We start from the raw sequence: 23,281 nt of genomic DNA, 5'->3' as shown, positions 1-23,281 counted from the left end.
GAGCAAAACGTGACAGTCGATCCGCGGTTCTATGCGCCATTGGGGGCTTTGACGCTTGGGCAGGTCGCGGAGATGACTGGCGCGCCGCTGGACGGCGATGGCGAGTTGCCCGTCACGGGTATCTCGTCCGCCGGCCAGGCTCAGCCGGGTGACCTTGTTTTCCTGGATGGCGATGGAAAGTCCGTGCCCCAGATTTCGCCAAACGCGGCGATCTTTGTGACGAATGAAGCAAACCTGCGGCATGTGCCGGAGGGGGCTCCCAGGCTCGTCGTCCGGTTTCCACGCTACGCGCATGCGATCGCCGCGCTGGCGATGTACCGGCCGCGTCATCTGGATTGGACTGGTGACGCCCGTATCGCGCCTGATGCGCAGGTACATGAGACGGCCAGAGTGTCGCCAGGGGCTGTTATCGGGCCGGGCGCTGTTATTGGTGAGGGCAGCTGGATCGGTCCGAATACGTCGATCGGGCCAGGTGTTCAGATAGGTCGGCATTGTCAGATCGGTGCAAATACGAGTGTCTTCTGCGCGCTGCTCGGTGACCATGTCACCTTGCTGGCCGGCGCGCGGATCGGTGAAAATGGTTTTGGTGTGATGGCGGCGCCCGATGGGCAGCGTGATGCACCTCACTTCGGCCGGGTGATCCTGCAGGATCATGTCACCGTCGGGGCGAATACCTGCATCGACCGGGGCGTGTTCGAGGACACGATCCTGGGCGAACGTACCAAGATCGATAATCTCTGCCAGATCGCGCACAATGTCGTTTTCGGACGATCGGTCATCATGGCCGCTTTTGGCGGAATTTCGGGATCGGTTCGGGTCGGCAACCAGTCCATGCTTGGCGGACGGGTTGGCATCGCCGATCATGTCAGGGTCGGAGAAGGGGTCAGCCTGGCTGCGTCTTCCGGCCTGTTCCGCAATGTCGAAGACGGTGAAACATGGGGCGGCACGCCTGCAAAACCGCTCCGTCAGTGGATGCGTGAAGTCGCATGGTTGCAGAAACAGGCAAACCCGAAGAAAAATAGCTGATCGGCGTTTGTTTTACGCCACTCAGAAGAGATGCCGCCATGTCGACACAGATTCATCCCTCCGCCTTCGTGGAAGAAGGCGCCCAACTGGGTACGGAAGTCACTATTGGCCCGTTTTGTCACGTAAGTGCAAATGCGGTGATCGGCGACGGGTGCAAACTGCATTCACACGCGGTCGTGGCCGGACATACCAGCCTTGGTGCCAACAGCGTGCTGTTTCCTCATGCAACGCTTGGCTGCAGCCCTCAGGTGATCGGCTTTGAAAGTACACCGGAGTCCCGGCTGGAAATTGGTGAGAATTGCACTTTCCGGGAATATGCAACCGCGCATGCCGGCATGCCGAAGTTCGGTGGTCTGACGAAAGTCGGAAATCATTGCTACATCATGATCGGTGCCCATATCGCGCATGACAACCACATCGGTAATCACGTGGTGATGGCGAACAATGTGTCGCTGGCAGGCCATATCGAGGTCGGTGACCATGTCTGGTTCGGCGGCCTTGCCGCTGTGCACCAGTTCTCCCGGATTGGACGCAATGCCTTTATCGGCGGCGGCGCGATCGTGGTGGAAGATGTTATCCCGTTCGGCTCTGTTGTTGGGAACCATGCCAAACTGTCAGGCCTGAACATGGTCGGTCTGAAGCGGCGCGGGTTCGACAAAGAACAATTGATGCAGATCCGCAGTGCCTACAAGGCCGTGTTCTTTGGGGAAGGTCTGTTCAGGGACCGTCTGGCGAAGGCGGCGGCGGATTTTTCTGACAAGCCTTTGGCGATGGAACTGATCTCGTTCATTCAGGCCGGTGGAGACCGGCCGATCTGCAAGCCGGCCTGAGCCATGACAGCGCCTCTGGGTTTGATTGCAGGACTGGGAGAACTCCCCGTCGCCATTGCGAGCAATGCCGTAGCCAGTGGGCAAGGCGTTTATGTGTTACGCCTCAAAGGATTTGAAGAGCCGGCGCTGGCCGAATATCCGGGCGACGTGGTCGGGCTGGGAGAGATTGGCGGCGTAATCGACCGCCTGAAATCTGCAGGCTGCAAGGACGTGGTTTTCGCGGGTATTGTGAAACGTCCAAACTTCAAGGATCTGAAGCTCGATATGCGGGGCGCCATGTTGTTGCCCAAAGTCGTGTCAGAGGCCCGCAAAGGCGATGATGCCTTGCTGAAGGTCCTCGTCGCCGAGTTCGAAAAGCACGGCTTCAACGTGATCGGGAGCGAGGAAGCAAATAAGACACTGCTGGCCCCGGCCGGATTGATTGCCGGTCCGTCGCCGACCGATGTGAACATGGCCGACATCCGCCATGCCGCAAAAGTGGCTGCCGCAACGGGGGCTCTGGACATCGGACAGGGCTGCGTTGTCTGCGATGGCCTGGTCCTGGCAGTGGAGGCTCAGGAGGGTACGGACGAAATGCTCCGGCGTTGCGCCACCCTGCCTGAGGCTATCCGCGGAACGTCCGGCGCCCGGCGCGGTGTGCTTGCTAAACGGCCGAAGCCGGAGCAGGAGCGTCGGATCGACCTCCCTACAACTGGCGTCTCAACCGTTGAACTGGTTGCGGCTGCGGGGCTCGCCGGGCTGGCTGTGGAAGCAGGGGGCGCCTTGTTACTTCGCCGGGCCGAAATGGAAGCGGCGGCGGACCAATTGGGTGTCTTCATTTACGGGTTTTCACCGGACGAGGCTTCATGAGCGGCCTGCGCATCTTCATGGTCGCCGGGGAGGCCTCGGGGGATCTTCTTGCCCGGGAGGTCGTTGAAGCGATCCGTCAGAAGGCAGATGATGTGGAATTCGCCGGGATTGGCGGGCAGGAACTTGCATCTGTGGGGATTAACTCTCCGTTCGACATTTCGCCCCTCTCCATCCTGGGGTTTGCCGAGGGGATCAGGGCTTACGGGACTGTGGTAAAGCTGGCGGATGCGGCGGCAGATGCAATCATCGCGTTCAGGCCACATGCTGTCGTTCTCGTGGACTCCTGGGGATTCATGCTCCGTGTCGCTCAGCGAGTGAGGGCAAGGGCACCGGAAATCAAGCTGATCAAGCTGATCGGACCACAGGTCTGGGCGACAAGGCCCGGGCGCGCGAAGACGCTGGCGGCGACGGTAGACCACTTGCTTTGCATGCATGATATGGAAACGCCCTATTACGCGCCGTTCGGCTTGCCGACGACGGTGATTGGCAATCCGGCCCTTTCGCGAAACAGACCCGGAAACGGTGCGAAGTTCCGGGCGGCAAGAGGCATCGGGCCAGATGAGCAGATTTGTCTGGTCTTGCCCGGTAGCCGGCGAAGCGAACTGGCAAAGGTTGCGCCAGCCCTGCTTGAAGCCGCCAAGCAGGTCGCCAAAGAAAAGCCAGACGTCCGTATTGTCGTTTCGCCTGCGGGTAACATGGCTGATACCTTTGATGAGACGTTTCCGGATGTCTCCGGCTGGGCTGAAGTCCTGCATGCGCCAGAAGAGCGTTACGATGCGATGGCGGCGGCGGATGTGGCGCTCGCGTGTTCCGGCACGGTGACCAGCGAGCTTGCCATGCAGGGGACGCCGATGATCGTTGCCTACAGGACTGGCTGGCTGACATGGGCGCTGGCGCGGGGACTGCTGTACAAGAAGCATCATATCACGCTGTTGAACATCGTGTCCGACGATCAGGAAATCGTCCCGGAATTCGTCCAGACACAACAGAAACCCGAACTGATCGCCGGGAAGGCGATCGAATGGCTGAGCGATCCGGAAAAACTGGAACGACAGAAAGACGCCCAGCGGGCCGCCCTGAGCCGGATGCAGGGCAAGGGACATTCCTCTGCCGGGATCTCTGCCGATGCGATTTTGTCAGTCGCGCGCGGGCAGGCTGTGTTGCCGCAGGAATGAGAAGTCGATCCACTTTTTCAGCTTCCAGACCCAGCCACCTTCCAATGTGATGCCGAACTTTTCGGCAATGGCTTTTTGCTCACCAAGGCTGACCAGCTTCAGGTAATCAGACTGCGGATTGAAATGTGTCAGGGGTTGGTCCTGTGACCAACGCTGGATATTTTCCGCAATCACCGGGCCGGCGCGGACAGCAAACACACCGGCTGGTTCCAGAGGGCTTGCCTTGAAGTAACTTGTGTCCCCTGCGGCCCAGATATTTGTATGGCTTGTGGAACGAAGGCAGGGGTCAACTTCAACACGCCCCTGAACCGTGCTCAGCGCGGACTCGCCAATCCAGTCATGTGGCGCAGAACCGGCACAGTTCACGGCTAGAGCGGCTTCGAGCGTCTCGCCGGTTGAGAGACTCACGATGCCAGCGTCTACGGATCGAACGCGCGCATTCAGCCATAGTGCGATGTTTGCCCGGTCGAGGGCGCGGTACAGCTTGCGGCGGAGAGCCAGAGAATTGCCGGAGGCGATTTCATTACCAGCATCGACGAGATGAACCTTTGCATCCGGAACCCCTACCTGCGTCAGGCGAAATTTTATCGCCAGAGCAACCTCAATGCCTGCCAGACCCGCGCCTATCACAACAATGGAAGGCGGTGTGTCAGAGCCTCTTATACTCTTGATCGCGTCTTGCCATTTCAAAAGGAATGGACTGATCGGCCGGATCGGAACAAGTCCGTTTTTACTTCCGGCAAATTCCAGCGGTCGGATACCGGAGCCAACATCGAGGCTCGCCAGATCGAAGGAAAGCGTATTGCCGGACGCGAGCTGTACGGTGTTTGCCCCCGCGTCTATGGAAGTAATGCTGTCCTGGACGAATGATACACCCGCGGCTGCACATAGCGGCTCCAGAGGCACGCCTATGGAATCGGCCGTCCAATGGCCGGCTATGACGCCCGGAAGGGCTCCGCTGTAGAGGTTCTGCGTAGAAGGCGCCACGAGTGTCAGACTGACGCCAGGGGCCAGAGGCTTCTTCGCAAGTCTGCGCAGTGCAACCGCATGCGCGTGCCCGCCACCTGCGAGCAGAACGTGGCGGTCCCGCGCCGTCAGCGCACCCACCAGGATTGTAGGGCGCTGGCAATGTTCAGGGATGCCTCACGCGCAGCAGCAGGTGCGCGGTAGGCGACGATTGCAGACCCTTCGAGGGCGCCTTCATCCAGCGGGTCCATTGGCCAGCGGGCGCCGGCCACGAAACAGTCATCCAGTTCAGTGAGGTATTCACCGAACTCGATTTCCCGTCCGTCTTTGAAAAGTGGCAGCCAGAGGATCAGCGTACCTTTGGGCCAGCGCTTGAGCGCCTTCGGGGTCCACAGGGCGAGGGCATCAATATCGCGGCTGGTTTCGTAGCTCGGGTCAACGAAACAGATCATCCGCTCACTGCTGCGCGGTGCAAGTTTCAGGGCGCCTGAATATCCATCAGCATGTTTCACCTGAAGGCGTGGGTCAGTTCCGAGGGCCTTGACGAGTTCCTTGTGTTCCGTGGGGTGCTTTTCAAAGAAAATCATGCGGGATGATGACGGCAGAAGCTGCTGCGCGAGGGCTGGCGAGCCCGGATAGTCGCCTCTGCCTCGCTGCTTCACCAGATCCAGCCAGGGGCGTAGCGGCTTTGGTGCGCCGTCTTCTAGAAGTGAGAGAACGCCATCCTGCGCTTCCCCGCCCTTTGTGGCCTGAGCGCCGTCGAGGTCATACCGTCCGCGTCCGGAATGGGTCTCGACGTAGAGCGTGTTCGGGCATTCTTTTGCTGCAGCACTCAGGATCGCGTGCAGGACAGCATGCTTGAGGACATCAGCACGATTGCCCGCATGAAATCCGTGCTGGTAGGAGAGCATGCCGAGAGGCCTCGTTGTAAAAGATGCCACCCGCCGGAAGTTTCCGGCGGGTGGCAGAGGATTATTCTTCTCCGAGGCTGGCCTTGCGAGCCGCTTCGAATTCGTTGCCTTCATACCAGGTCGGCCATTTGTCGGACTGCGCAATCGCCTTTCCGACTTCGAAGAGTGCGGTCACGTCTTCTTCATTGCCCGAGAGATCCCAGTCGTCCGAATATTCGTCCATGGGCTTGTGGTAGCGCTGTTCGTTGTAGGCCTGGGCGATGGCTTTGCCGGCTGCGATGCCGCCGTCCAGCTTGTCTTCCCCGCCATCCGCATAAAGCATCGGCACGCCGCGCTTTGCCAGCGAGATATGGTCCGAGCGATAGAACGAGCCAGCTTCCGGTTTCGGATCCGGCTTCACGACGCGGTTCTGCGTTTCGAGGTAATCGATCAGCATGTCTTCAAGTTCGGACGCGCCATAACCGACGACGACCATATCATGCGTACGCCCGACAGGCAGGGAGCCGTCCATGTTGATACCGGCCACGATCTTGTTCAGCGGCACCGTCGGGTGCTGGGCGAAGTATTCAGAGCCGAGCAGCCCGGACTCTTCCAGCGTCACAGACAGGAACATGACGGAACGGTCGAGCGGCTGAGCAGCCATGGCTTCTGCGATTTCCAGAAGTGCTGCAGCGCCCGTTGCATTGTCCACAGCGCCGTTGAAGATCTGATCCTGGTAAAAGTCTTCGCCCGGCGCGCCGGTTTTCTCGCCGGACTTCTTGCCGAGGTGGTCCCAGTGAGCCGTGTAAAGAACATACTCATCCGGTGTTGTCTGCCCGGGGAGAACGCCGATCACGTTGTGGCTGGTCAGCGGTTCGATTTTCTGGGTGATCGCGCCTTCAGCTTTTAGGCCGGTGAGCGGAACTGGCTTGAAGCCGCGCTCCTTGGCAGCGTTTTTCAGCGTCTCATAATCAAGACCTGCGGCCTTGAAGAGTTCTTCTGCCTTGTCGCGGGTGATCCAGGCTTCCATTGTGGTGCGGTCTTCGCCGCCATTGGCGCGGACGAGATCAGACTGAGCACCCGACCAGGAGTTTGCCACCACGTCCCAGCCATAGGCGGCCGGCGCGGTCTCATGGACAACGATGGCCGCTGCAGCGTGCTGGCGGGCGGCTTCCTCATACTTGTAGGTCCAGCGGCCATAATAGGTCATGGCCTTGCCTTTGAAGAGGTCCGGATCCTGCGTGGCAAATCCCGGGTCGTTCACAAGGATAATCACCGTTTTGCCGGTGAAGTCCTGACCATCGTAATCGTTCCAGTCATACTCCGGAGCAACCGCGCCGTAGCCGACAAAAACGACGTCGCTCGGATCGAAGGAGAGTTCGGTCGCATTCTGGCGCTTGGTCCAGATCACGGCGTCATCCTTCAGCGTAGTCGGGATTTCCGTGCCGTCTTCCGAAGTGAAGTTCAGATAGGATTTCGAGGGATCGATGGTCTGGTTCACCATCTTCACTTCCTGGAGATAGCTGCCGTTGTCGCCGCCCGGTTCGAGGCCGATACGGTCCATCTCTGCAGCGATCCACTCAGCAGCAGCTTCACCTGTGGGTGTACCGGGGCCGCGGCCTTCAAACGTATCGTCTGCGAGCGTCTTGATGCGGACCGCCAGGTCGTCGGCGGTGATGTCCGCGACGGTGCCTTCCGGAAGCGGCATCAGCAATTCCGGCGTAGCTGCGGCTTCGTTCGTTTCTGTTTCGGGGGCGGTGTCGACCGTGGCGGCTTTCTCTCCACAGGCGGTCAACGCCAGCAGGGAGGCTGCCAGGAACAGCTTCTTCATGAGATTCTCCGTAACAATCCTGTTAGGAGGGGTTTTGCACGGGGGCAGGCGAGGAGCAAGCTTGTGCCTCAGGGAAGGGGAATCCATTCCTTCGTATCACCGGGAACCGTCGGAAACCGGTCAGATCCACCTGACCCGGCGGAGTGTTCCCAGTCTTTTTTTGCCTGGTCGATCAGGGATTGGTCGCTGGCGACAAAATTCCATTCGATCTTGCGCGGGCCATCCATCGCTGCTCCGCCACAAATCACGCCCTTCGTCCCCGGCTCAAACCGGACAGCGACATCTGCGCCTGAAGTCAGCACCAGCATCTGGCCTTCGTCAAAGATCTCCCCTTCGATTTCAGCCTTTCCGCTGACGAGATAGATCGCCCGCTCTTCGGCCAGCGTGTGCGGCAGGATCAGGCTTGCGCCATCGTCCGCCTCGAAGGCGACATAGAGGATTGGCCAGGGAAAGCTGACCGGCGATGCCTGGCCGAAAGCTTCCCCTGCGAGGACTCGCATTCGTGCGCCTCGATGATCGAATTCGGGCAGGGTATCGGCGGGGTGATGGTCAAAAGCCGGTGGAATACCTTCATGCGTCTTCGGCAAGGCGACCCAGGTCTGCAGGCCATGCATTTTCTGGCCGGCTTTGCGTTCCGGTGCCGGCGTTCGCTCGGAATGGACGATGCCATGCCCCGCCGTCATCCAGTTCACGGCCCCCGGGCGGATGACAATATCGGTGCCAAGGGAATCCCGGTGCTCAATCGCACCTTCAAAAAGATAGGTCACCGTCGATAGGCCGATATGCGGATGTGGCCGGACGTCGAATCCTTCGCCCGGCGCATAGTCCACCGGACCGAAATGATCGAAGAAGACGAAGGGGCCGACCATCCGCTGGGCATGAAACGGCAGGACCCGGCGCACGCGGAAGCCGCCGCCCAAGTCACGCGCTCTCGGCTCAATTTTCCGCGAGATGTGCCCGTTCATGCTGAATTCTCCTTTTCGCGGCCGCATTCACCCTCAAATATGGCATCATGAGCGATGATCTCCAGTCCCTGATAAAGGAGATGCGCCAGTGCCGTCTGTGCGAGACGGACATGGAGCGTGCCCCCAATCCTGTTTTCCAGTTATCAGATACCGCAACAGTTCTTGTTGCAGGGCAGGCGCCGGGCAATCTGGCCGATACAACCGGCACGCCTTTCAATGATCCATCAGGCGACCGACTGCGGGACTGGATGGGCGTGTCACGTGATGAATTCTACGACGCCTCGAAAATCGCCATTCTGCCAATGGGGTTCTGTTTCCCCGGCTATGATGCAAAAGGCGGCGACCTGCCGCCGATGAAACGGTGCGCTGAGGTCTGGCGTAATCGCGTGTTGGCGCAATTGCCCCAATTGGAGCTGATCCTGCTGGTCGGAGGATATGCGCAGCGATGGCATCTTGGGCGAAAGGCTGAAAAAACACTGACGGCGACGGTCGCGAACTGGAAAAGCCATGCGCGTGATCACATGTTCACACTGCCGCACCCAAGCTGGAGGAACACGGCATGGCTGAAACGCAACCCATGGTTCGAGGCAGACGTTCTGCCCGAGCTGCGGCGCGCGGTTCGCTCCGCATTGTCCGCCGGCTGACTTTGCTTGCAATGCTGGCAATCAGCGCGTGCGCAACGCCTTCAACTCAGGAACCGTTTCCTATGACGCAATCCGTGACGCCGGAATTCCTTCCGGATCAGAATACTTTCGTCTCTTATGACGGGGCCAGGCTCGGCCTGACCTGTTGGGAGGGGCAGGAAGATGGGCCGGCAGCAGGGCACGTCGTCGTCGGCCTGCATGGCATGAACGATTATGCAAATGCATTCCACATGGCGGCGCCTTACTGGGCCTCACAGGGCGTCACCGTCTATGCCTATGACCAGCGGGGCTTTGGCCGTTCGCCTGGCAGGGGAATCTGGCCCGAAGAGGACCTGATGCGGGAGGATCTCCGAACAGCGGTGGACATCGCCCGGCAGCGCCACCCCGATGCGCAGATCACAGTGGTTGGTATTTCCATGGGCGCCGCCGTCGCAATTTCGGCTTTCGGGTCTGAACATCCGCCGCTCGCCGACCAGTTCATCGCATCCGGGCCGGGCCTGCGGGGATGGGGGGCGATGAACCTGACTTATCGGACAAGTCTCTGGCTGTCGGCCCACGTCCGCCCCGGCTGGGTCGTGCAGCCGCCCCGGCGGTTCGTCCGGATCGAGCCTTCGGACAATGTCGAGATGCTACAGCGGACCTGGGCGGATCCGTTGATGATGCCGACCAATCGGATCGATCAGGTCTACGGACTTGTGTCGCTGATGGAGCGGGCGCATGAGCGTGCGCCGAACCTGCCGAAGGGCCTGCCTACGCTGATGTCGTACGGGGCAAACGACTATGTCGTCCCGGTAAGGGGGGTGGAGCGGACGGCCAAAGTGCTGCCGCCTTATGTCCGGACGGTCTATTACGAGCAGGGCTATCACATGCTGCTGCGGGACCTTCAGGCACAAACCGTGCATGACGACTATCTGGCCTTTATGATGGATCCCGAAGGCGAATTGCCCAGCCGGGCGCCGGAATGGCCGTTTCGCTAACGCTTTCCACAGCGCATCACCTCTTGCAGCACTGCCTGCGTGGACAAATATCAGCCATTCTGCCAGTTCTGGCAAAGTAGAGATTCCTTTTTTCGACGCCCGAGGCCCGACTTATGTCAAATCCGTATCAAACTGCCCTCAACCTGGTCCCCATGGTGGTGGAGCAGACCAGCCGTGGCGAACGGGCCTTCGACATCTTCTCGCGCCTCCTCAAGGAGCGGATCATCTTTGTGACCGGTGGCATCGATGATGGCATGGCCGCGCTGATCACGTCGCAGCTTCTGTTTCTCGAATCGGAAAATCCGAAAAAAGAAATCGCCATGTATATCAACAGCCCCGGCGGTTATGTTTCGTCCGGTCTGGCGATTTATGACACGATGCAGTTCATCCGCTGCCCTGTGTCCACGGTTTGCATCGGACAGGCGGCCTCGATGGGCTCGCTGCTGCTTGCTGCAGGTGAACCAGGCGCCCGTTTTGCGCTTCCGAACGCCCGCGTGATGCTGCACCAGCCGTCCGGCGGCTATTCCGGTGTCGCAACCGATATTGAGCGCCACGCCGAGGAAATCATTGATCTTAAGCGGCGCCTGAACCAGATTTACGTTAAGCATACCGGCCAGGAATACGACGTGATCGAGCGTAAACTGGACCGGGATACCTTCCTCACGGCTGAGGAAGCCCAGGAATTCGGCATCGTCGACAAGGTGTTCGAACGCCGGGCTGCAGAGGATGAGAAATAGTTCGCGCCATTTCGCGTATTGCGGCCTGCCACTTGCAGTGCAGGCCAATGCCCATATTGTTCTGTTAAGGAACTGGGTCCGGGCGCTTAAAACCACGTTAAGCCTTAAACGGCATTGAGGACAGCATGACCAAACAAACCGGCTCAGGCGACTCCAAGAACACGCTTTACTGCTCGTTCTGCGGCAAAAGCCAGCATGAGGTTAAGAAGCTCATTGCTGGTCCGACCGTATTCATCTGCGATGAATGCGTTGAACTCTGCATGGACATCATCCGCGAGGAAAACAAAACCTCGCTGGTTCGCTCCCGTGAAGGTGTTCCGACACCGCAGGAGATCTGCGATGTGCTGGACGATTATGTTATCGGCCAGACCTACGCCAAGCGGATCCTGTCTGTTGCGGTTCACAACCACTACAAACGCCTCTCCCACGCCGGAAAGACAGACGGTGTTGAGCTGTCGAAGTCCAACATCCTGCTGGTCGGTCCGACGGGGTGCGGCAAGACGCTGCTGGCGCAGACGCTGGCGCGTATCCTGGATGTGCCGTTCACAATGGCCGACGCAACGACGCTGACTGAGGCGGGCTATGTGGGTGAAGACGTCGAGAACATCGTTCTGAAGCTGCTGCAATCGGCCGACTACAATGTCGAGCGGGCCCAGCGCGGCATCGTCTATATCGACGAGATCGACAAGATTTCCCGCAAGTCCGACAATCCGTCCATCACGCGTGACGTGTCGGGCGAGGGAGTCCAGCAGGCGCTTCTGAAGATCATGGAAGGCACTGTGGCGGCGGTTCCGCCGCAAGGTGGCCGAAAGCATCCACAGCAGGAATTCCTGCAGGTCGACACAACGAACATCCTGTTCATCTGTGGCGGTGCATTTGCTGGCCTCGACAAGATCATTTCCGCGCGTGGTGAAGCAGCCTCAATCGGCTTTGGTGCAACCGTGAAGGACGCAGAAGCCCGTGGTGTTGGCGAAGTACTTCGTGACGTGGAGCCGGAAGATCTCCAGCGCTTTGGCCTGATCCCGGAATTCATCGGCCGTCTGCCGGTGATCGCGACCCTGGAAGACCTCGACGAGAAGGCGCTGATCCAGATTCTCACTGAGCCGAAGAACGCGCTGCTGAAGCAGTATCAGCGTCTCTTCGACATGGAGAATGTGCAGCTCACCTTCACGCCGGATGCGCTGACAGCTGTCGCGCGTCGCGCCATCACGCGGAAGACGGGTGCACGGGGCTTGCGGTCCATCATGGAAGGCATCCTGCTCGACACGATGTTCGAATTGCCGAACCTGCGCGGTGTCGAGGAAGTGGTGATCAGCGGCGAAGTCGTCGACGGCAATGCCGAGCCACTCTACGTCCACGCCAAGAAGAGCCAACCGGAAGCCGGCTGATCTTCAGGTCTTCACCAAGGACAGATATGAAAAGCCCCGGCCTTTGCGCCGGGGTTTTTGTTTACGCAGATCACGTGTCGTCACCTGACCTGTTACCTCATGGAGGGGCTGGAACGGTAAGGGCCGGCATCTTTCGATGCCGGCCCCGCCTTCCCCCGTTGTGTCGGGTGATCCGATCGGACAGTGCGATCAGTATTTGTAGTACATGTCGAACTCGACCGGGTGGGGGTGGAGTTCATACTTCATGTTTTCTTCCATCTTCAGGTCGATGTAGCCATCGATCTGGTCGTCATCGAAGACGCCGCCTTTCTTGAGGAAGTCACGGTCGGCATCGAGAGCCGCCAGGGCCTCACGCAGCGAGCCGCAGACCTGCGGAATGGCTTTCGCTTCTTCCGGCGGCAGGTCGTACAGGTCCTTATCCATGGCGTCGCCCGGATGGATCTTGTTTTCGATGCCGTCGAGGCCAGCCATGAGCAGGGCAGCGAAGGCCAGGTAGGGGTTGGCCATCGGGTCCGGGAAGCGCGTTTCGATACGCTTGGCTTTCGGGTTGTCGCCGAAAGGAATACGGATCGATGCAGAGCGGTTGCGAGCCGAATAGGCCAGCATGACCGGTGCTTCGTAACCCGGCACCAGACGCTTGTAGCTATTGGTGGACGGGTTGGTGATCGCGTTCAGGGCCTTGGCGTGCTTGATGATGCCGCCGATGTAGTAGAGGCAGGTCTCGGACAGGCCTGCATATCCGTCGCCGGCGAACAGTGGCTTGCCGCCGTTCCAGATGGACTGGTGCACGTGCATGCCCGAACCGTTGTCCTTGTACATGGGCTTCGGCATGAAGGTTGCCGTTTTGCCGTAGGACGCTGCCACGTTCTGCACCACGTATTTGTAGAGCTGAAGGCGGTCAGCCATCACGGTCAGGGTCGAGAATTTCAGACCGAGTTCGTGCTGGGCCGGGGCCACTTCGTGGTGGTGCTTTTCCGGGTCGAGGCCGATGTCGCCCATGACCGACAGCATTTCGCTGCGCATGTCCTGCTCGGAATCGATCGGCGGAACCGGGAAGTAGCCGCCTTTCGGACCCGGGCGGTGGCCCATATTGCCCATCGGGTATTCTTTGCCGGTGTTGATCGGCAGTTCGGTGGAGTCGAACGAGTAGCCGGTATTATGCGGCTCGACGCTCCAGCGGACGTCGTCAAAGACGAAGAACTCTGCTTCCGGTCCGAAGAAGACGGTGTCGCCAACGCCGGACTGTTTCACATAGGCTTCGGCCTTCTTGGCAGTCATCCGCGGATCGCGGTTGTAAGCCTGGCCGGTGATCGGATCCAGAATGTCACACATCACCGCGAGTGTGGTCTGCTGGAAGAACGGATCGATGATTGCCGACGCCGTATCCGGCTTCAGCAGCATGTCGGACTCGTTGATCGATTTCCAGCCAGCGACGGACGAACCGTCGAACATCTGACCGTCTACAAAGAAATCCGCGTCGACCATGTCTTTGTGGAACGACACGTGCTGCATCTTGCCGCGCGGGTCGGTGAAGCGAAGGTCCACATACTGGACGTCTTCGTCTTTCATGATCTTCATGAGGTTTTCAGCCATTGGAAATGCCCTCCATCTGTAAATTTGCTGAAATGTGTTTTTCGTTATGCCGGATCAAAGCGCAGTTTCGCCCGTCTCACCGGTACGGATACGCACCGCGTCAATAATATCGGAAACGAAGATTTTGCCATCGCCGATCTTGTCGGTATGTGCAGCTTTCTTGATCGCTTCCACAGCGCCGTCGACAGCGCTGTCTGCCAGCACGATTTCGATTTTCAGCTTGGGCAGAAAGTCGACAACGTATTCGGCGCCACGATAGAGTTCGGTGTGCCCCCGCTGGCGGCCGAACCCTTTGGCTTCGATGACAGTCATGCCTTGCAGGCCGATCTCCTGCAGAGCCTCTTTCACATCATCGAGTTTGAACGGTTTGATGATTGCCTCAATTTTTTTCATGGCCCGTGTTCTCCCAGCCGCTGAGTGTCTGACTATAGACTCCGGTAGGCGGCTTCCCGTGCGTAGGCGAGACATTCATGCGTGTCGTGCCGTGTCATACACGGGCGTGGTCGAATTTTGTGCGTCGTTGCTGAATAATTGGTCAGTGCGGTTTGCTCCAAAGTCGGGAAGTACTGGCCTGCCTTCGCCTTGCTATGACGAGGAATGTGCAGTGGCCCCGGGCGATTGCACAGTAAATATCGGCGAGGCGAATGGGCTCAATGGTCCGGCAGGTGACTCGCGCGGAGTGCATCGCAGCGTGTCTCGGAGCGCTCAAGGCATGGGCAAAAAGGTAAATTTTGATGTCTGGTGCCTGCAGGATGGCCAAAGGGGCGGTGCCTTAACATCTGCAGGACCGTGGTCTATCACCGCCGGGCAGAGTCTGGTGTCGGCCTTCCGGCTCTGGATATACGGAACGTCGAACTGAGGGCATCAGCATGATCTATCTCGTCCGCCATGGCGAAGCCGCGGCAAGCTGGGGCAATCACCCCGACCCGGGGCTGAGCGAACTTGGCCACAAGCAAGCCGAGGCCGCTGCTGCCACATTGATCGGCCTCGGGGCGCGCAGCGCGGTCTGCAGCCCCATGCAGCGTTGCCGCGATACGGCTGCAGCATTCGAACGCCAGGCGGACGTGACGGCTCAGATTGAACCCGTGGTATCAGAGATCGAAACGCCCGTTGGTGTCCATGACCGGGTCGAATGGCTCCGGTCTTACATGGCGGGCACATGGGAGAAGGAAGGCGCGGCGCATGACGCCTGGCGCAAAAAGATTGCGGAGGCGCTGTCGCTCCTTCCGGACAATACGGCCGTTTTCTCTCATTTCGTGGCGATCAATGCGGTCGTCAGCCTGATTGATCAGGACAGCCGGACCACCGTCTTCCGGCCTGGGCACTGTTCCATCACCAAAGTGGACTTCGGTGGCGCGGTGCCGCGCGTCATTGAATACGGAAGCCAGGCCGCGACTCGCGTGTTATGAGCCTGCCATGGGCAGACCGATACTTACACCGCAGGAAATGCAGGCCGCCGAACAGGCGGTGTTTGCGCAGGGCCTCGACAGTTTCGAACTGATGCAGCGGGCTGGCGATGCCGTCGCCGAATTCGTCCACGCCAACTGGCCGGAAGGCTCTATCCAGGTCCTGTGCGGGCCCGGCGGGAATGGCGGCGATGGATTCGTCGCGGCATCGAAGCTGGCGAAGCTTTGGCGGGACGTGAAAGTCTACAGCATGGTCCCGGTGGCTGAGCTGACGGGCGATGCTGCCAAAGCCGCCGCGCTCTGGGGTGGCCCGGTCGGCACCTTGGAAGACGCGGTAGAAGCCCCGCACGATCTTGTTCTGGACGGGCTTTTTGGTGGCGGGCTTTCCCGGCCTCTGGAAGGCACGGCGGCCCAGCTCGCCCAGCGCGGCGGGCGCGTGATCTCCATCGACGTGCCGTCTGGTATTTGCGGCCTGCGGGCCAAACCGCTCGGGCCGTGTTTCATTGCGGAGGGGACAATCACCTTCGCCGCACTACGCCCGGCGCATGTTCTCCGCCCGGCGTCGGCCTATTGCGGCAATGTCTTTGTCGCGGACATCGGCGTGCCGGTGCAGACGCGTCTCATGGAAAACAGCCCGATGCTGTGGCTGCGCATGCTGCCGCAGCCGGGCATGGCGGACCACAAGCACAGCCGCGGGCATCTGAAAGTATTGAGCGGGGGCATATCCTCGACCGGCGCAGCGCGCCTCGCCGTGCGGGCAGGCCTGCGCATCGGGGCGGGGCTGGCGACCCTGTTGACGCCGCCCTCGGCACTGATGGTGAACGCCGGGCAGCTGACGGCTGTGATGGTGAAAGCCGTCGATGGCGCGGAAGAGCTGGCCGAAGCGATCCAGACGGCTTCGGTCGTGATCGCAGGGCCGGGCGCCGGGATCACCCCGGCGACGCGCGCCAATGTCGAGGCAATCCTGAACGGTCCGGGGCGGGCCGTGCTCGATGCCGATGCGCTGACCGTGTTTGAGTCACAACAGGATGAGCTGTTCAAACGCCTGCGCCCGACAGACCTGTTGACCCCGCATATCGGCGAGTTCAACCGCCTGTTCGGAGATTTGCTGGAGACCGCCACGAACAAGGTCGAAGCCGTGCGCCAGGCCTCGGTCAAAGCCGGATGCACTGTGCTCCTGAAGGGGCCGGACACCGTGATTGCCCAGCCGGATGGCGGTGCGGTCGTCAATATTCATGCGACGCGCTGGCTCGCGACGGCAGGATCGGGCGATGTTCTGGCAGGTTTTGCAGGTGGGCTGATGGCGCAGGGAATCGACACGTTGGTCGCGGCCAGCATGGCGGCGTGGATTCATGGCGAGGCCGGGCGGCGCGTGGGTGCGGGCCTGATCTCGGAAGACCTTGAACGCCAAGTGCCGGACATTCTGAGCGCGCTGCATGGCGAGATTGGCTGAGCCAGCTGTTGGATAAGCGGCCCTTCAGGCAATAAAGAACACCGTGAATACACCATGTATGGACCATATACAGGCGTCTGCTGTGCAGTGCCCCGTTGTGCCTGCGCGCGCACTCGCCTAAGGGTTCCGCCGGAACGCGGATGTGGCGGAATTGGTAGACGCACTGGATTTAGGTTCCAGCGCCGCAAGGCGTGGAGGTTCGAGTCCTCTCATCCGCACCATTCAATTCCGGTGGCGCTCCGCGCCAGAAATCGGTCGAGGATCGATTTCAGGAATTGAATGCTCGAAGCGCAAGCGAGAGCCGGCCGGTCCGGGCACATATACAAAGGAAAAATTCGTATGGCATTTGACCCCTCGATCGGTGTTCCCGGAAAACCCTGGGGCGACGCGGAACGCGACAAGTGGAGAGCCCTGCAAACGCCACAGCGGAGCTATGCTGACGATGTCCTCTCCCGAATGGATGGGCTGGACGAGCGGTTCGAGCGGGTGACCTACGGCCGGATCGAATATGCTGGCGAATCTTATGACCTTCATGCCTTTCGCAGCCGCGATTGGGACCCGGCCCTGCCGACGGCCCTGGTGACCGGCGGCGTGCACGGATACGAGACCAGCGGCGTCATGGGCGCCCTCGCTTTTCTCGAGCAATCCGCAGCCGCCTATGCTGGCAAGGTCAACCTATTGGTGGCGCCTTGTGTGAGCCCGTGGGCCTATGAGCGCATCAACCGCTGGAATTACGATGCCATCGATCCGAACCGGAATTTCCGGGCGGATGGGCCGGCACGTGAGGCGACAGCCTTGATCGAGTTGGTGCGGGCCACTTCACGCGATTATCTCCTTCATATCGACCTGCACGAAACGACGGACAGTGACGAAACCGAGTTCAGGCCGGCCCTGAGCGCGCGCGATGGCAAGCCTTTCGAACCGGGCACCATTCCCGATGGGTTCTACCTGGTCGCCGACAGCGAGGATCCGCAGCTTGACTTCCAGCAAGCCGTCATCTCGGCGGTCGAACAGGTGACCCACATCGCCCCGGCGGATGAGAAGGGGGAGATCATTGGCTCGCCCATTATCGGCCCTGGCATCATCGAGTATCCGCTGACGCAGCTGGCCCTCTGCGCGTCGATCACGAATGCGCAATTCAAGACGACCACCGAAGTCTACCCGGACAGCCCGCGTGTGACCCCGGAAGACTGCAACCGGGCACAGGTGGCGGCCGTGTGCGCGGCGCTGGACTTTGCATTGGCGAACTCCGTGCGCTTCATACAGCCGGGCTAATTCGTTTCCGCCACTTCCACCGCAAACGGATCATCTGCCGGGTCATCGTTCCAGATGTATTCCGCCACTTTGGCGACGTTCTCGGCTTTCTCCCGGCTTTCAAGGTCCTCGATCAGGGCGAGGGCCATGTCGATGCCGGCGGAGATGCCGGACGAGGTCACATATTTCCCGTCCTCGACCCAGCGGGCGCTCGGCTGCCAGAGCACGTCGCCGTCCTGACTGGTAGCGAAGCTCCAGGCCATCTTGTTCGAAGTCGCCTTGCGCCCGTCGAGCAGGCCCGCCTTCGCCAGCACGGCAGCGCCGGTGCAGACTGAGGTCGTGTACTCCGTGCCTTCGTCCTGCTTTTGCAGGAACTCCAGCATCACCGGATTGTTCACTTCCGTGCGCGTGCCCATGCCGCCGGGGATCATGAGGATGTCAAACTGTGGCGCGTCGGCGAAGCTATAGTCAGTCACCGTGTCGATGCCTTGAGCGGAGGTAATCGTGCCGCCATGCTCGGAGACGGTGACAATCTCATAATCGTCCAGCCGCCCCCACATCTCGACCGGGCCGAACACGTCCAGCGTTTCGAAGCGGGGGAAAAGGACGATGGCGAGTGTCTTTGATTTAACCTTGGCTGGGGCAGCGACCGGGGTTGCGACCGGAGCGGTCTGAGCAAGGGTGGCCGGGGCCGAAGCGAGAAGGGCAAAGAAGGTGCTGGCGAGCAGGGCTGAAGGCTTCATGTGATCTCTCCATTCTGCAGGAAGCCTTGCAGCGACAGGGGGAGGAGCGAAAGCCCGGATACGCCCGGACGTCCTGATTCCGCGCTGCAAGCCACCGCGAGTGCAGCACCGCCGGGAAATTGGGCTGGGGCGGGCGCGCGTTCGAGGAGTTTTATGCCGCTGCGAAACCCGCAGAACCCGCGTGGACAGGGCGTTTTCCGTGTGACATAAGCCGCCCCTTCAGACACAGATCAGATGGCTGCCGGAAGGGCATGACCGGGCCTGATCGCCAGAACGGATGAATGAACCGATGGAAGTGACCCAGACGAAGGCAGAAGGTCTCAGCCGCACCTTTGCCGTCAAGGTATCTGCAAGCGAACTGCAGTCCAAGCTCGACGCCCGGATTGAGGAAATCCGCCCGACCATGAACCTCAAGGGCTTCCGCCCGGGCAAGGTGCCTGCGTCGCATGTCCGCAAGATGTTCGGCCGCGACCTGATGGGCGAAATCATCGACAAGACCGTCAATGAAACCAACCAGAAAGCCATCGAGGACGCAGAGCTGCGCCCGGCTGGCCAGCCGGATGTGCATCTGGAAGGCGACATCGAAGACGTCGTGAAGGGCGAGGCCGACCTTGCCTATCACATGCATGTCGACGTGATGCCGGAATTCGAGCCGGTTGACGTGAAGACGCTGAAAGTCACTCGCCCGGTCGCCGAAGTGGCTGACGAGCAGGTCCAGGAGGCGCTGAAGAACCTCGCTGAGCAGAACAAGCAGTATGAGCCGCGCGCCAAGACCGCCAAGGCGAAAGACGGCGACGCTGTCGTGATCGACTTTGTCGGCAAGATCGACGGCGAGCCCTTCGATGGCGGCACCGCCGAGCAGCAGACCGTCGTGCTCGGCTCCGGCCGTTTCATCCCGGGCTTTGAAGAGCAGCTCGTCGGCGTGAAGACCGGTGAAGAGAAGAACCTCGAAGTCAGCTTTCCGGAAGACTACCCGTCCAAAGACCTGGCCGGTAAGGCCGCGATCTTCGAAACCAAGGTGCACGAAGTGCGCGCACCGAAGGAAGCCGAGATCGACGACGAGTTCGCCAAGGGCCTCGGCCTTGAGTCGCTGGAACAGCTGACGGGTCTCATCAAGGACCAGCTGAAAGGCGAACTGGACCAGGCCTCGCGCAGCAAAGCCAAGCGCGACCTGCTGGACCGTCTGGACGAAGCCCACAGCTTCGACCTGCCGCCGAACATGGTCGAAGCCGAATTCGGCCAGATCTGGGACCAGCTGCAGCGTGAGATGGATGCTGGCCGTGTCGACGACGCCGACAAGGAAAAGTCGGAAGACGACCTGAAGAAGGAATATCGCGAGATTGCCGAGCGCCGCGTGCGCCTTGGCCTCGTCCTGGCAGAGATCGGCCGCGTCAACGACGTGAAGATCACCGAGCAGGAAGTGCAGCAGGCCCTGATCCAGGAAGCCCGCCAGTATCCGGGCCAGGAGCGTCAGGTTATCGAGTTCTTCCAGAAGAACCCGAACGCGATGGCCCAGCTCCGCGCCCCGATCTACGAGGATAAAGTCGTTGACTACATCCTCGGCGAGGCGGACGTGACCGACAAGACGGTCTCCCGCGAAGAGCTGTTCAAGGAAGACGAAGAGTAAGCTTCTTCCAACCTCACGAAAATTTAACAACGCCGGGCCCCAAAGCCCGGCGTTTTGCTGTCTGGCCGACTGTTCTCAGGTGGTGGGAGCGGGTTGGTAAACCGCCTATTAACCGGGGCAGGCGAAGGTGCCTCGAATCGTTAATGAGGGGTTTCGGTTCCTATGAGCGTACAAGCCATCCGGCCGCAACTGACAGAGCAGGACATCCACCGCCTGATGAAGGGCGAAACGCCCGAGCAGCGCGCGTCGGTGGCGCACCGTCTGTGCCGCCGGATTGCACTGGATGTGCTGAGCGAGGAAGAGCGCAAATACGCTGAAGAGATCATGGCGATCCTGGCGGATGACGCGGCGGACCTCGTGCGCCGCACGCTGTCGGTCACGTTGCGCAATTCCCCGATCCTGCCGCGCGAAATCGCCCTGAAGCTGGCACAGGACATCGAGGCCGTCGCCATTCCGGTGCTGCAGGATTCGCCGGTTTTTACCGAAGAAGACCTGATCGAGCTGGTCCTCTCCGTCACGGCGGCCAAGCAGGCAGCCATCGCGGCGCGGGACGGGATCTCCGTGACTCTGACGGAAGTGATTTCCGAGCATGGGCAGGTGGAAGCCGTCCGGGCGCTCGCCTCCAATTCCAGTGCTGAATATACCGACCGGGCCTATGAAGACACGCTGCGCCGTTTCGGCAGTGACGAGATCGTCCAGAAGGGCCTGATCCGGCGTGAGTTCATTCCGACCCATATCGCAGAAAAGATGGTTTCGCTGGTCTCCGGCCAGCTGTTCGACATGCTGGTGAACCGGCATGAGCTGCCGGCGCAGATGGCGATCGACCTGGCCGCCGGGGCGCGCGAGCGGGCGACGATCGACCTGGTCGAACAGGCCGGGCGGTCAAACGATCTCGTGCGGTTTGTCTCGCAGCTGAACCTCAATGGCCGTCTCAGCCATTCCCTTATCATGCGTGCGCTCTGCTGCGGGCAGATGCCGTTCGTGGAGCATGCGCTGGCGGAGCTGTCGGGCGTGGCGCACCAGCGCGTTTGGCTGATGATCCATGATGCCGGGCCTCTGGGCCTGCAGGCCGTGTTCGACAGGGCGGGCCTGCCGCGCAAGATGCTGCCGGCCTTCAAGGCGGCGGTGAACGTCTTCCATGAGACCGCCTATGACGGCGGACCGAATGACCGGGCCCGTTTCCGCGCCCGCATGATCGAGCGCGTGCTGACCCAGTTCCAGGCGATCCCGAAGGACGACCTCGAATACCTGCTGGAAAAGCTGGACTATTATTCCGAGATGGCCGCCGCCGAAGAAGCTGACGACGCCGATACGGACGCCGCTTAAGCGTCTGCGCGCAGGCGCGTTCCGGCGGAAATGCCAAGACGGCCAAGCTCATCCGCATCACGCCAGTTGGCGTTCTCCGCAATAACAAGAATGCCAGCAGCGGCAGCGGTCTCACACGTCTCCATGAGGAGGTCGCAATCGAGGTTGCGGGCGTCGACGCGCAGCGTGTCGATCAGCAGGCGCATGCCTTCGGCGAGTGGCGTCTGCCAGGACTTGCGCATGTCTACGGACACGCGGAAGCCATGACGGCGGAAATGCGCGACGCGGCTGGTGCAGTCGGCGGCATCACCGGCAAAGGCGGTGTCGGTAAACTCGATGCAGAATTCCTGCTGACAGAAAACGCTGCGGCGCACGCGGGCATCGCAGGCCAGGGCCGTGTCAGGATTGGCAAGGGCGGCGACAGGTGCCGGCACGATAATCGGGCGGTGATCGTGGCGGAATTCATGGGCAATGCTGGAAATCTCGCCGATGCGGTCAGCAACCCATTTGGCGGAATTGGATTCGCTCTTGCGGACGCGGGCCGGGCCGAAGGAAGGGCCGTCTTCAAAACAGAAGGGCAGTTCCGCCGTCATGCCGAGGGCATCGCCCGTGGCAAGGTCCAGCACCGGGTCGAACCGAACGGCCGGTGTGGGGATTGTGTGGACGGTCGTATTGGCCCAGGTCTGTTTCATTGTGTCCCGCTCATCTGTCGTGTTGGTCTTGCCTTCCCTAGGGGCTGAGGCTGAAGATCACGCGTAAGAACAGAGGCACATTTCGATGAAATTTGCCCGATAGGGGGAACCACCATGGAAAAGACACCCGCAGAACCGAGACTTTCAGCAACAATCCTGATGGTGCGCGATGCCGCGTCCGGCCCGCCGGAAGTGCTGATGGTGAAGCGTCACTATGAGATCGATTTTGCTGCGGGTGCGCTGGTGTTTCCGGGCGGTAAGGCCAGTGCGGACGACTCCCGGGCCGATTGGGACGCCTATACCGATGGCGATTACGGCCCTGTCCAGCAGGACGCCCGGATCGCGGCTGTGCGGGAGGCCTATGAAGAAAGCGGCCTGTTGCTGGCGCGGCCTGCCTCAGCGCGCGGGCCCGGGGCGCCGCTGGTGGGCGCGGACATTGCCGACAAGCTTGCTCCACACCGGCACGCTGTGGACAGGGGCGAGATGAGCTTCCTGGACCTTATCCGTGAGCATGACCTCGTGCTGGCGCTCGACAGCCTCGTGCATTTCGGCCACTGGATCACGCCGATCATGATGCCGAAACGCTTCGACACGCATTTCTACATCGCACCGGCGCCCGAAAATCAGGTCGCAGCCCATGACGGGCGCGAGACGACCGATGCCGTGTGGCTGTCAGCCGAAGAAGCGCTGGCGCAGGAGGCCGATGGCCGGGCGACGATTATCTTCCCGACCCGGATGAATTTAAAGCGCATGACTCTGGCGACATCCGTCTCCGACGCGCTGGCGCGCTTTGGCGCGATGGATGTGCCGACTGTCCTGCCGAAGCCCGGCAAGGATGATGACGGCAATCCCTGCCTGTTCATCCCGGACGTCGAAGGCTACGGCCAGACGGTGGAGCTGTTGTCGAACGTGAAGGTTTAAGGCCGTCCG

The 23,281-nt window shown here is 60.6% G+C and carries 22 protein-coding genes and 1 tRNA gene; 15 read left to right on the top strand and 8 right to left on the bottom strand.

The window, feature by feature from the left end:
* Nucleotides 1-9: 9 nt before the first annotated feature.
* Genes lpxD through lpxB form a run of 4 tightly spaced genes read left to right on the top strand, consistent with a single transcriptional unit; the run spans nucleotide 10 to nucleotide 3,880 of the window.
* Nucleotides 10-1,026 carry a UDP-3-O-(3-hydroxymyristoyl)glucosamine N-acyltransferase gene (gene lpxD / locus HJA_RS14020; protein ID WP_035583392.1) on the top strand — a complete coding sequence of 339 codons (1,017 nt, stop codon included), beginning with the start codon at nucleotides 10-12 and terminating at the stop codon, nucleotides 1,024-1,026.
* A gap of 38 nt (nucleotides 1,027-1,064) precedes the next feature.
* Nucleotides 1,065-1,856 carry an acyl-ACP--UDP-N-acetylglucosamine O-acyltransferase gene (gene lpxA / locus HJA_RS14015; RefSeq protein ID WP_035583391.1) on the top strand — a complete coding sequence of 264 codons (792 nt, stop codon included), beginning with the start codon at nucleotides 1,065-1,067 and terminating at the stop codon, nucleotides 1,854-1,856.
* Between the two features lie 3 nt (nucleotides 1,857-1,859).
* Nucleotides 1,860-2,705, top strand: coding sequence for an LpxI family protein (locus tag HJA_RS14010; protein WP_035583390.1), 846 nt, complete (start codon nucleotides 1,860-1,862; stop codon nucleotides 2,703-2,705).
* A complete protein-coding gene (gene lpxB / locus HJA_RS14005) occupies nucleotides 2,702-3,880 on the top strand; it encodes a lipid-A-disaccharide synthase (protein ID WP_035583389.1) in 1,179 nt (392 codons plus the stop codon). Before HJA_RS14010 ends, lpxB begins: the two co-directional genes overlap by 4 nt.
* Here lpxB and HJA_RS14000 read toward each other — a convergent pair.
* From HJA_RS14000 to HJA_RS13985, 4 genes are all read right to left on the bottom strand, one after another.
* The gene (locus tag HJA_RS14000; protein ID WP_035583388.1) at nucleotides 3,842-4,987 is read right to left on the bottom strand and encodes an FAD-dependent oxidoreductase; all 1,146 of its coding nucleotides are present in this window, start codon (nucleotides 4,985-4,987) and stop codon (nucleotides 3,842-3,844) included. The two genes, lpxB and HJA_RS14000, sit on opposite strands and share 39 nt — an antisense overlap.
* Complete coding sequence (rlmJ, locus tag HJA_RS13995) at nucleotides 4,975-5,757, bottom strand: 23S rRNA (adenine(2030)-N(6))-methyltransferase RlmJ (RefSeq protein ID WP_051597721.1); 783 nt, start codon at nucleotides 5,755-5,757, stop codon at nucleotides 4,975-4,977. The genes HJA_RS14000 and rlmJ overlap by 13 nt, the downstream gene beginning before the upstream one ends.
* 61 nt (nucleotides 5,758-5,818) lie before the next feature.
* On the bottom strand, nucleotides 5,819-7,567 hold the full coding sequence (locus HJA_RS13990) for a M28 family metallopeptidase (RefSeq protein ID WP_035583387.1): 1,749 nt from the start codon (nucleotides 7,565-7,567) through the stop codon (nucleotides 5,819-5,821).
* Nucleotides 7,568-7,635: 68 nt separating this feature from the next.
* Complete coding sequence (locus HJA_RS13985; protein WP_035583386.1) at nucleotides 7,636-8,532, bottom strand: pirin family protein; 897 nt, start codon at nucleotides 8,530-8,532, stop codon at nucleotides 7,636-7,638.
* A gap of 47 nt (nucleotides 8,533-8,579) precedes the next feature.
* On the opposite strand from HJA_RS13985, the gene HJA_RS13980 reads away from it, so the two are divergent.
* From HJA_RS13980 to clpX, 4 genes are all read left to right on the top strand, one after another.
* The gene (locus HJA_RS13980) at nucleotides 8,580-9,176 is read left to right on the top strand and encodes a uracil-DNA glycosylase family protein (protein WP_035583385.1); all 597 of its coding nucleotides are present in this window, start codon (nucleotides 8,580-8,582) and stop codon (nucleotides 9,174-9,176) included.
* 62 nt (nucleotides 9,177-9,238) lie between these two features.
* Nucleotides 9,239-10,153, top strand: a complete 915-nt coding sequence (locus HJA_RS13975; protein WP_051597720.1) for an alpha/beta fold hydrolase — start codon at nucleotides 9,239-9,241, stop codon at nucleotides 10,151-10,153.
* A 113-nt stretch (nucleotides 10,154-10,266) separates the two neighbouring features.
* The gene (locus tag HJA_RS13970; protein WP_035583384.1) at nucleotides 10,267-10,890 is read left to right on the top strand and encodes an ATP-dependent Clp protease proteolytic subunit; all 624 of its coding nucleotides are present in this window, start codon (nucleotides 10,267-10,269) and stop codon (nucleotides 10,888-10,890) included.
* A 125-nt stretch (nucleotides 10,891-11,015) separates the two neighbouring features.
* The gene (gene clpX, locus HJA_RS13965) at nucleotides 11,016-12,278 is read left to right on the top strand and encodes an ATP-dependent Clp protease ATP-binding subunit ClpX (protein ID WP_035583383.1); all 1,263 of its coding nucleotides are present in this window, start codon (nucleotides 11,016-11,018) and stop codon (nucleotides 12,276-12,278) included.
* Nucleotides 12,279-12,467: 189 nt separating this feature from the next.
* On the opposite strand, the gene glnA is transcribed toward clpX, so the two are convergent.
* On the bottom strand, nucleotides 12,468-13,871 hold the full coding sequence (gene glnA, locus HJA_RS13960; protein ID WP_035583382.1) for a type I glutamate--ammonia ligase: 1,404 nt from the start codon (nucleotides 13,869-13,871) through the stop codon (nucleotides 12,468-12,470).
* Nucleotides 13,872-13,925: 54 nt separating this feature from the next.
* On the bottom strand, nucleotides 13,926-14,264 hold the full coding sequence (locus HJA_RS13955) for a P-II family nitrogen regulator (protein ID WP_034765007.1): 339 nt from the start codon (nucleotides 14,262-14,264) through the stop codon (nucleotides 13,926-13,928).
* A gap of 476 nt (nucleotides 14,265-14,740) precedes the next feature.
* Here HJA_RS13955 and HJA_RS13950 point away from each other — a divergent pair, with 476 nt between their 5' ends.
* The 4 genes from HJA_RS13950 (at nucleotide 14,741) to HJA_RS13935 (ending at nucleotide 18,005) form a co-directional block, all read left to right on the top strand.
* On the top strand, nucleotides 14,741-15,280 hold the full coding sequence (locus HJA_RS13950) for a histidine phosphatase family protein (protein WP_035583381.1): 540 nt from the start codon (nucleotides 14,741-14,743) through the stop codon (nucleotides 15,278-15,280).
* A gap of 7 nt (nucleotides 15,281-15,287) precedes the next feature.
* Complete coding sequence (locus HJA_RS13945) at nucleotides 15,288-16,730, top strand: NAD(P)H-hydrate dehydratase (protein ID WP_035583379.1); 1,443 nt, start codon at nucleotides 15,288-15,290, stop codon at nucleotides 16,728-16,730.
* A 136-nt stretch (nucleotides 16,731-16,866) separates the two neighbouring features.
* Nucleotides 16,867-16,951: transfer RNA gene (locus HJA_RS13940), tRNA-Leu, on the top strand.
* Nucleotides 16,952-17,069: 118 nt separating this feature from the next.
* Nucleotides 17,070-18,005: a M14 family metallopeptidase gene (locus HJA_RS13935; RefSeq protein ID WP_035583378.1), complete on the top strand. Its 936-nt coding sequence runs from the start codon at nucleotides 17,070-17,072 to the stop codon at nucleotides 18,003-18,005.
* Here HJA_RS13935 and HJA_RS13930 read toward each other — a convergent pair.
* Nucleotides 18,002-18,727 (bottom strand): DJ-1/PfpI family protein, encoded by a 726-nt coding sequence (locus HJA_RS13930; RefSeq protein ID WP_081814725.1) that lies wholly within the window; start codon nucleotides 18,725-18,727, stop codon nucleotides 18,002-18,004. The genes HJA_RS13935 and HJA_RS13930 overlap by 4 nt on opposite strands.
* A 289-nt stretch (nucleotides 18,728-19,016) precedes the next feature.
* On the opposite strand from HJA_RS13930, the gene tig reads away from it, so the two are divergent.
* Together tig and spbR are read left to right on the top strand one after the other, a co-directional pair.
* The gene (tig, locus tag HJA_RS13925) at nucleotides 19,017-20,354 is read left to right on the top strand and encodes a trigger factor (protein WP_035583468.1); all 1,338 of its coding nucleotides are present in this window, start codon (nucleotides 19,017-19,019) and stop codon (nucleotides 20,352-20,354) included.
* Between the two features lie 162 nt (nucleotides 20,355-20,516).
* Entirely contained in the window at nucleotides 20,517-21,680 is a 1,164-nt protein-coding gene (gene spbR / locus HJA_RS13920; RefSeq protein ID WP_035583377.1) for a SpbR family protein, read from the top strand.
* On the opposite strand, the gene HJA_RS13915 is transcribed toward spbR, so the two are convergent.
* Nucleotides 21,677-22,351 (bottom strand): EAL domain-containing protein, encoded by a 675-nt coding sequence (locus HJA_RS13915; RefSeq protein ID WP_035583376.1) that lies wholly within the window; start codon nucleotides 22,349-22,351, stop codon nucleotides 21,677-21,679. The two genes, spbR and HJA_RS13915, sit on opposite strands and share 4 nt — an antisense overlap.
* A gap of 114 nt (nucleotides 22,352-22,465) precedes the next feature.
* On the opposite strand from HJA_RS13915, the gene HJA_RS13910 reads away from it, so the two are divergent.
* Nucleotides 22,466-23,272, top strand: coding sequence for an NUDIX hydrolase (locus HJA_RS13910; RefSeq protein WP_035583375.1), 807 nt, complete (start codon nucleotides 22,466-22,468; stop codon nucleotides 23,270-23,272).
* The last annotated feature ends 9 nt before the right edge of the window (nucleotides 23,273-23,281 follow it).

Origin of the sequence: Hyphomonas jannaschiana VP2, from assembly GCF_000685215.1 — a bacterium.
Classification (GTDB): domain Bacteria; phylum Pseudomonadota; class Alphaproteobacteria; order Caulobacterales; family Hyphomonadaceae; genus Hyphomonas; species Hyphomonas jannaschiana.
Note: the sequence above shows the minus strand (reverse complement) of the source record. Positions and strands in the feature narration are given on the sequence as shown.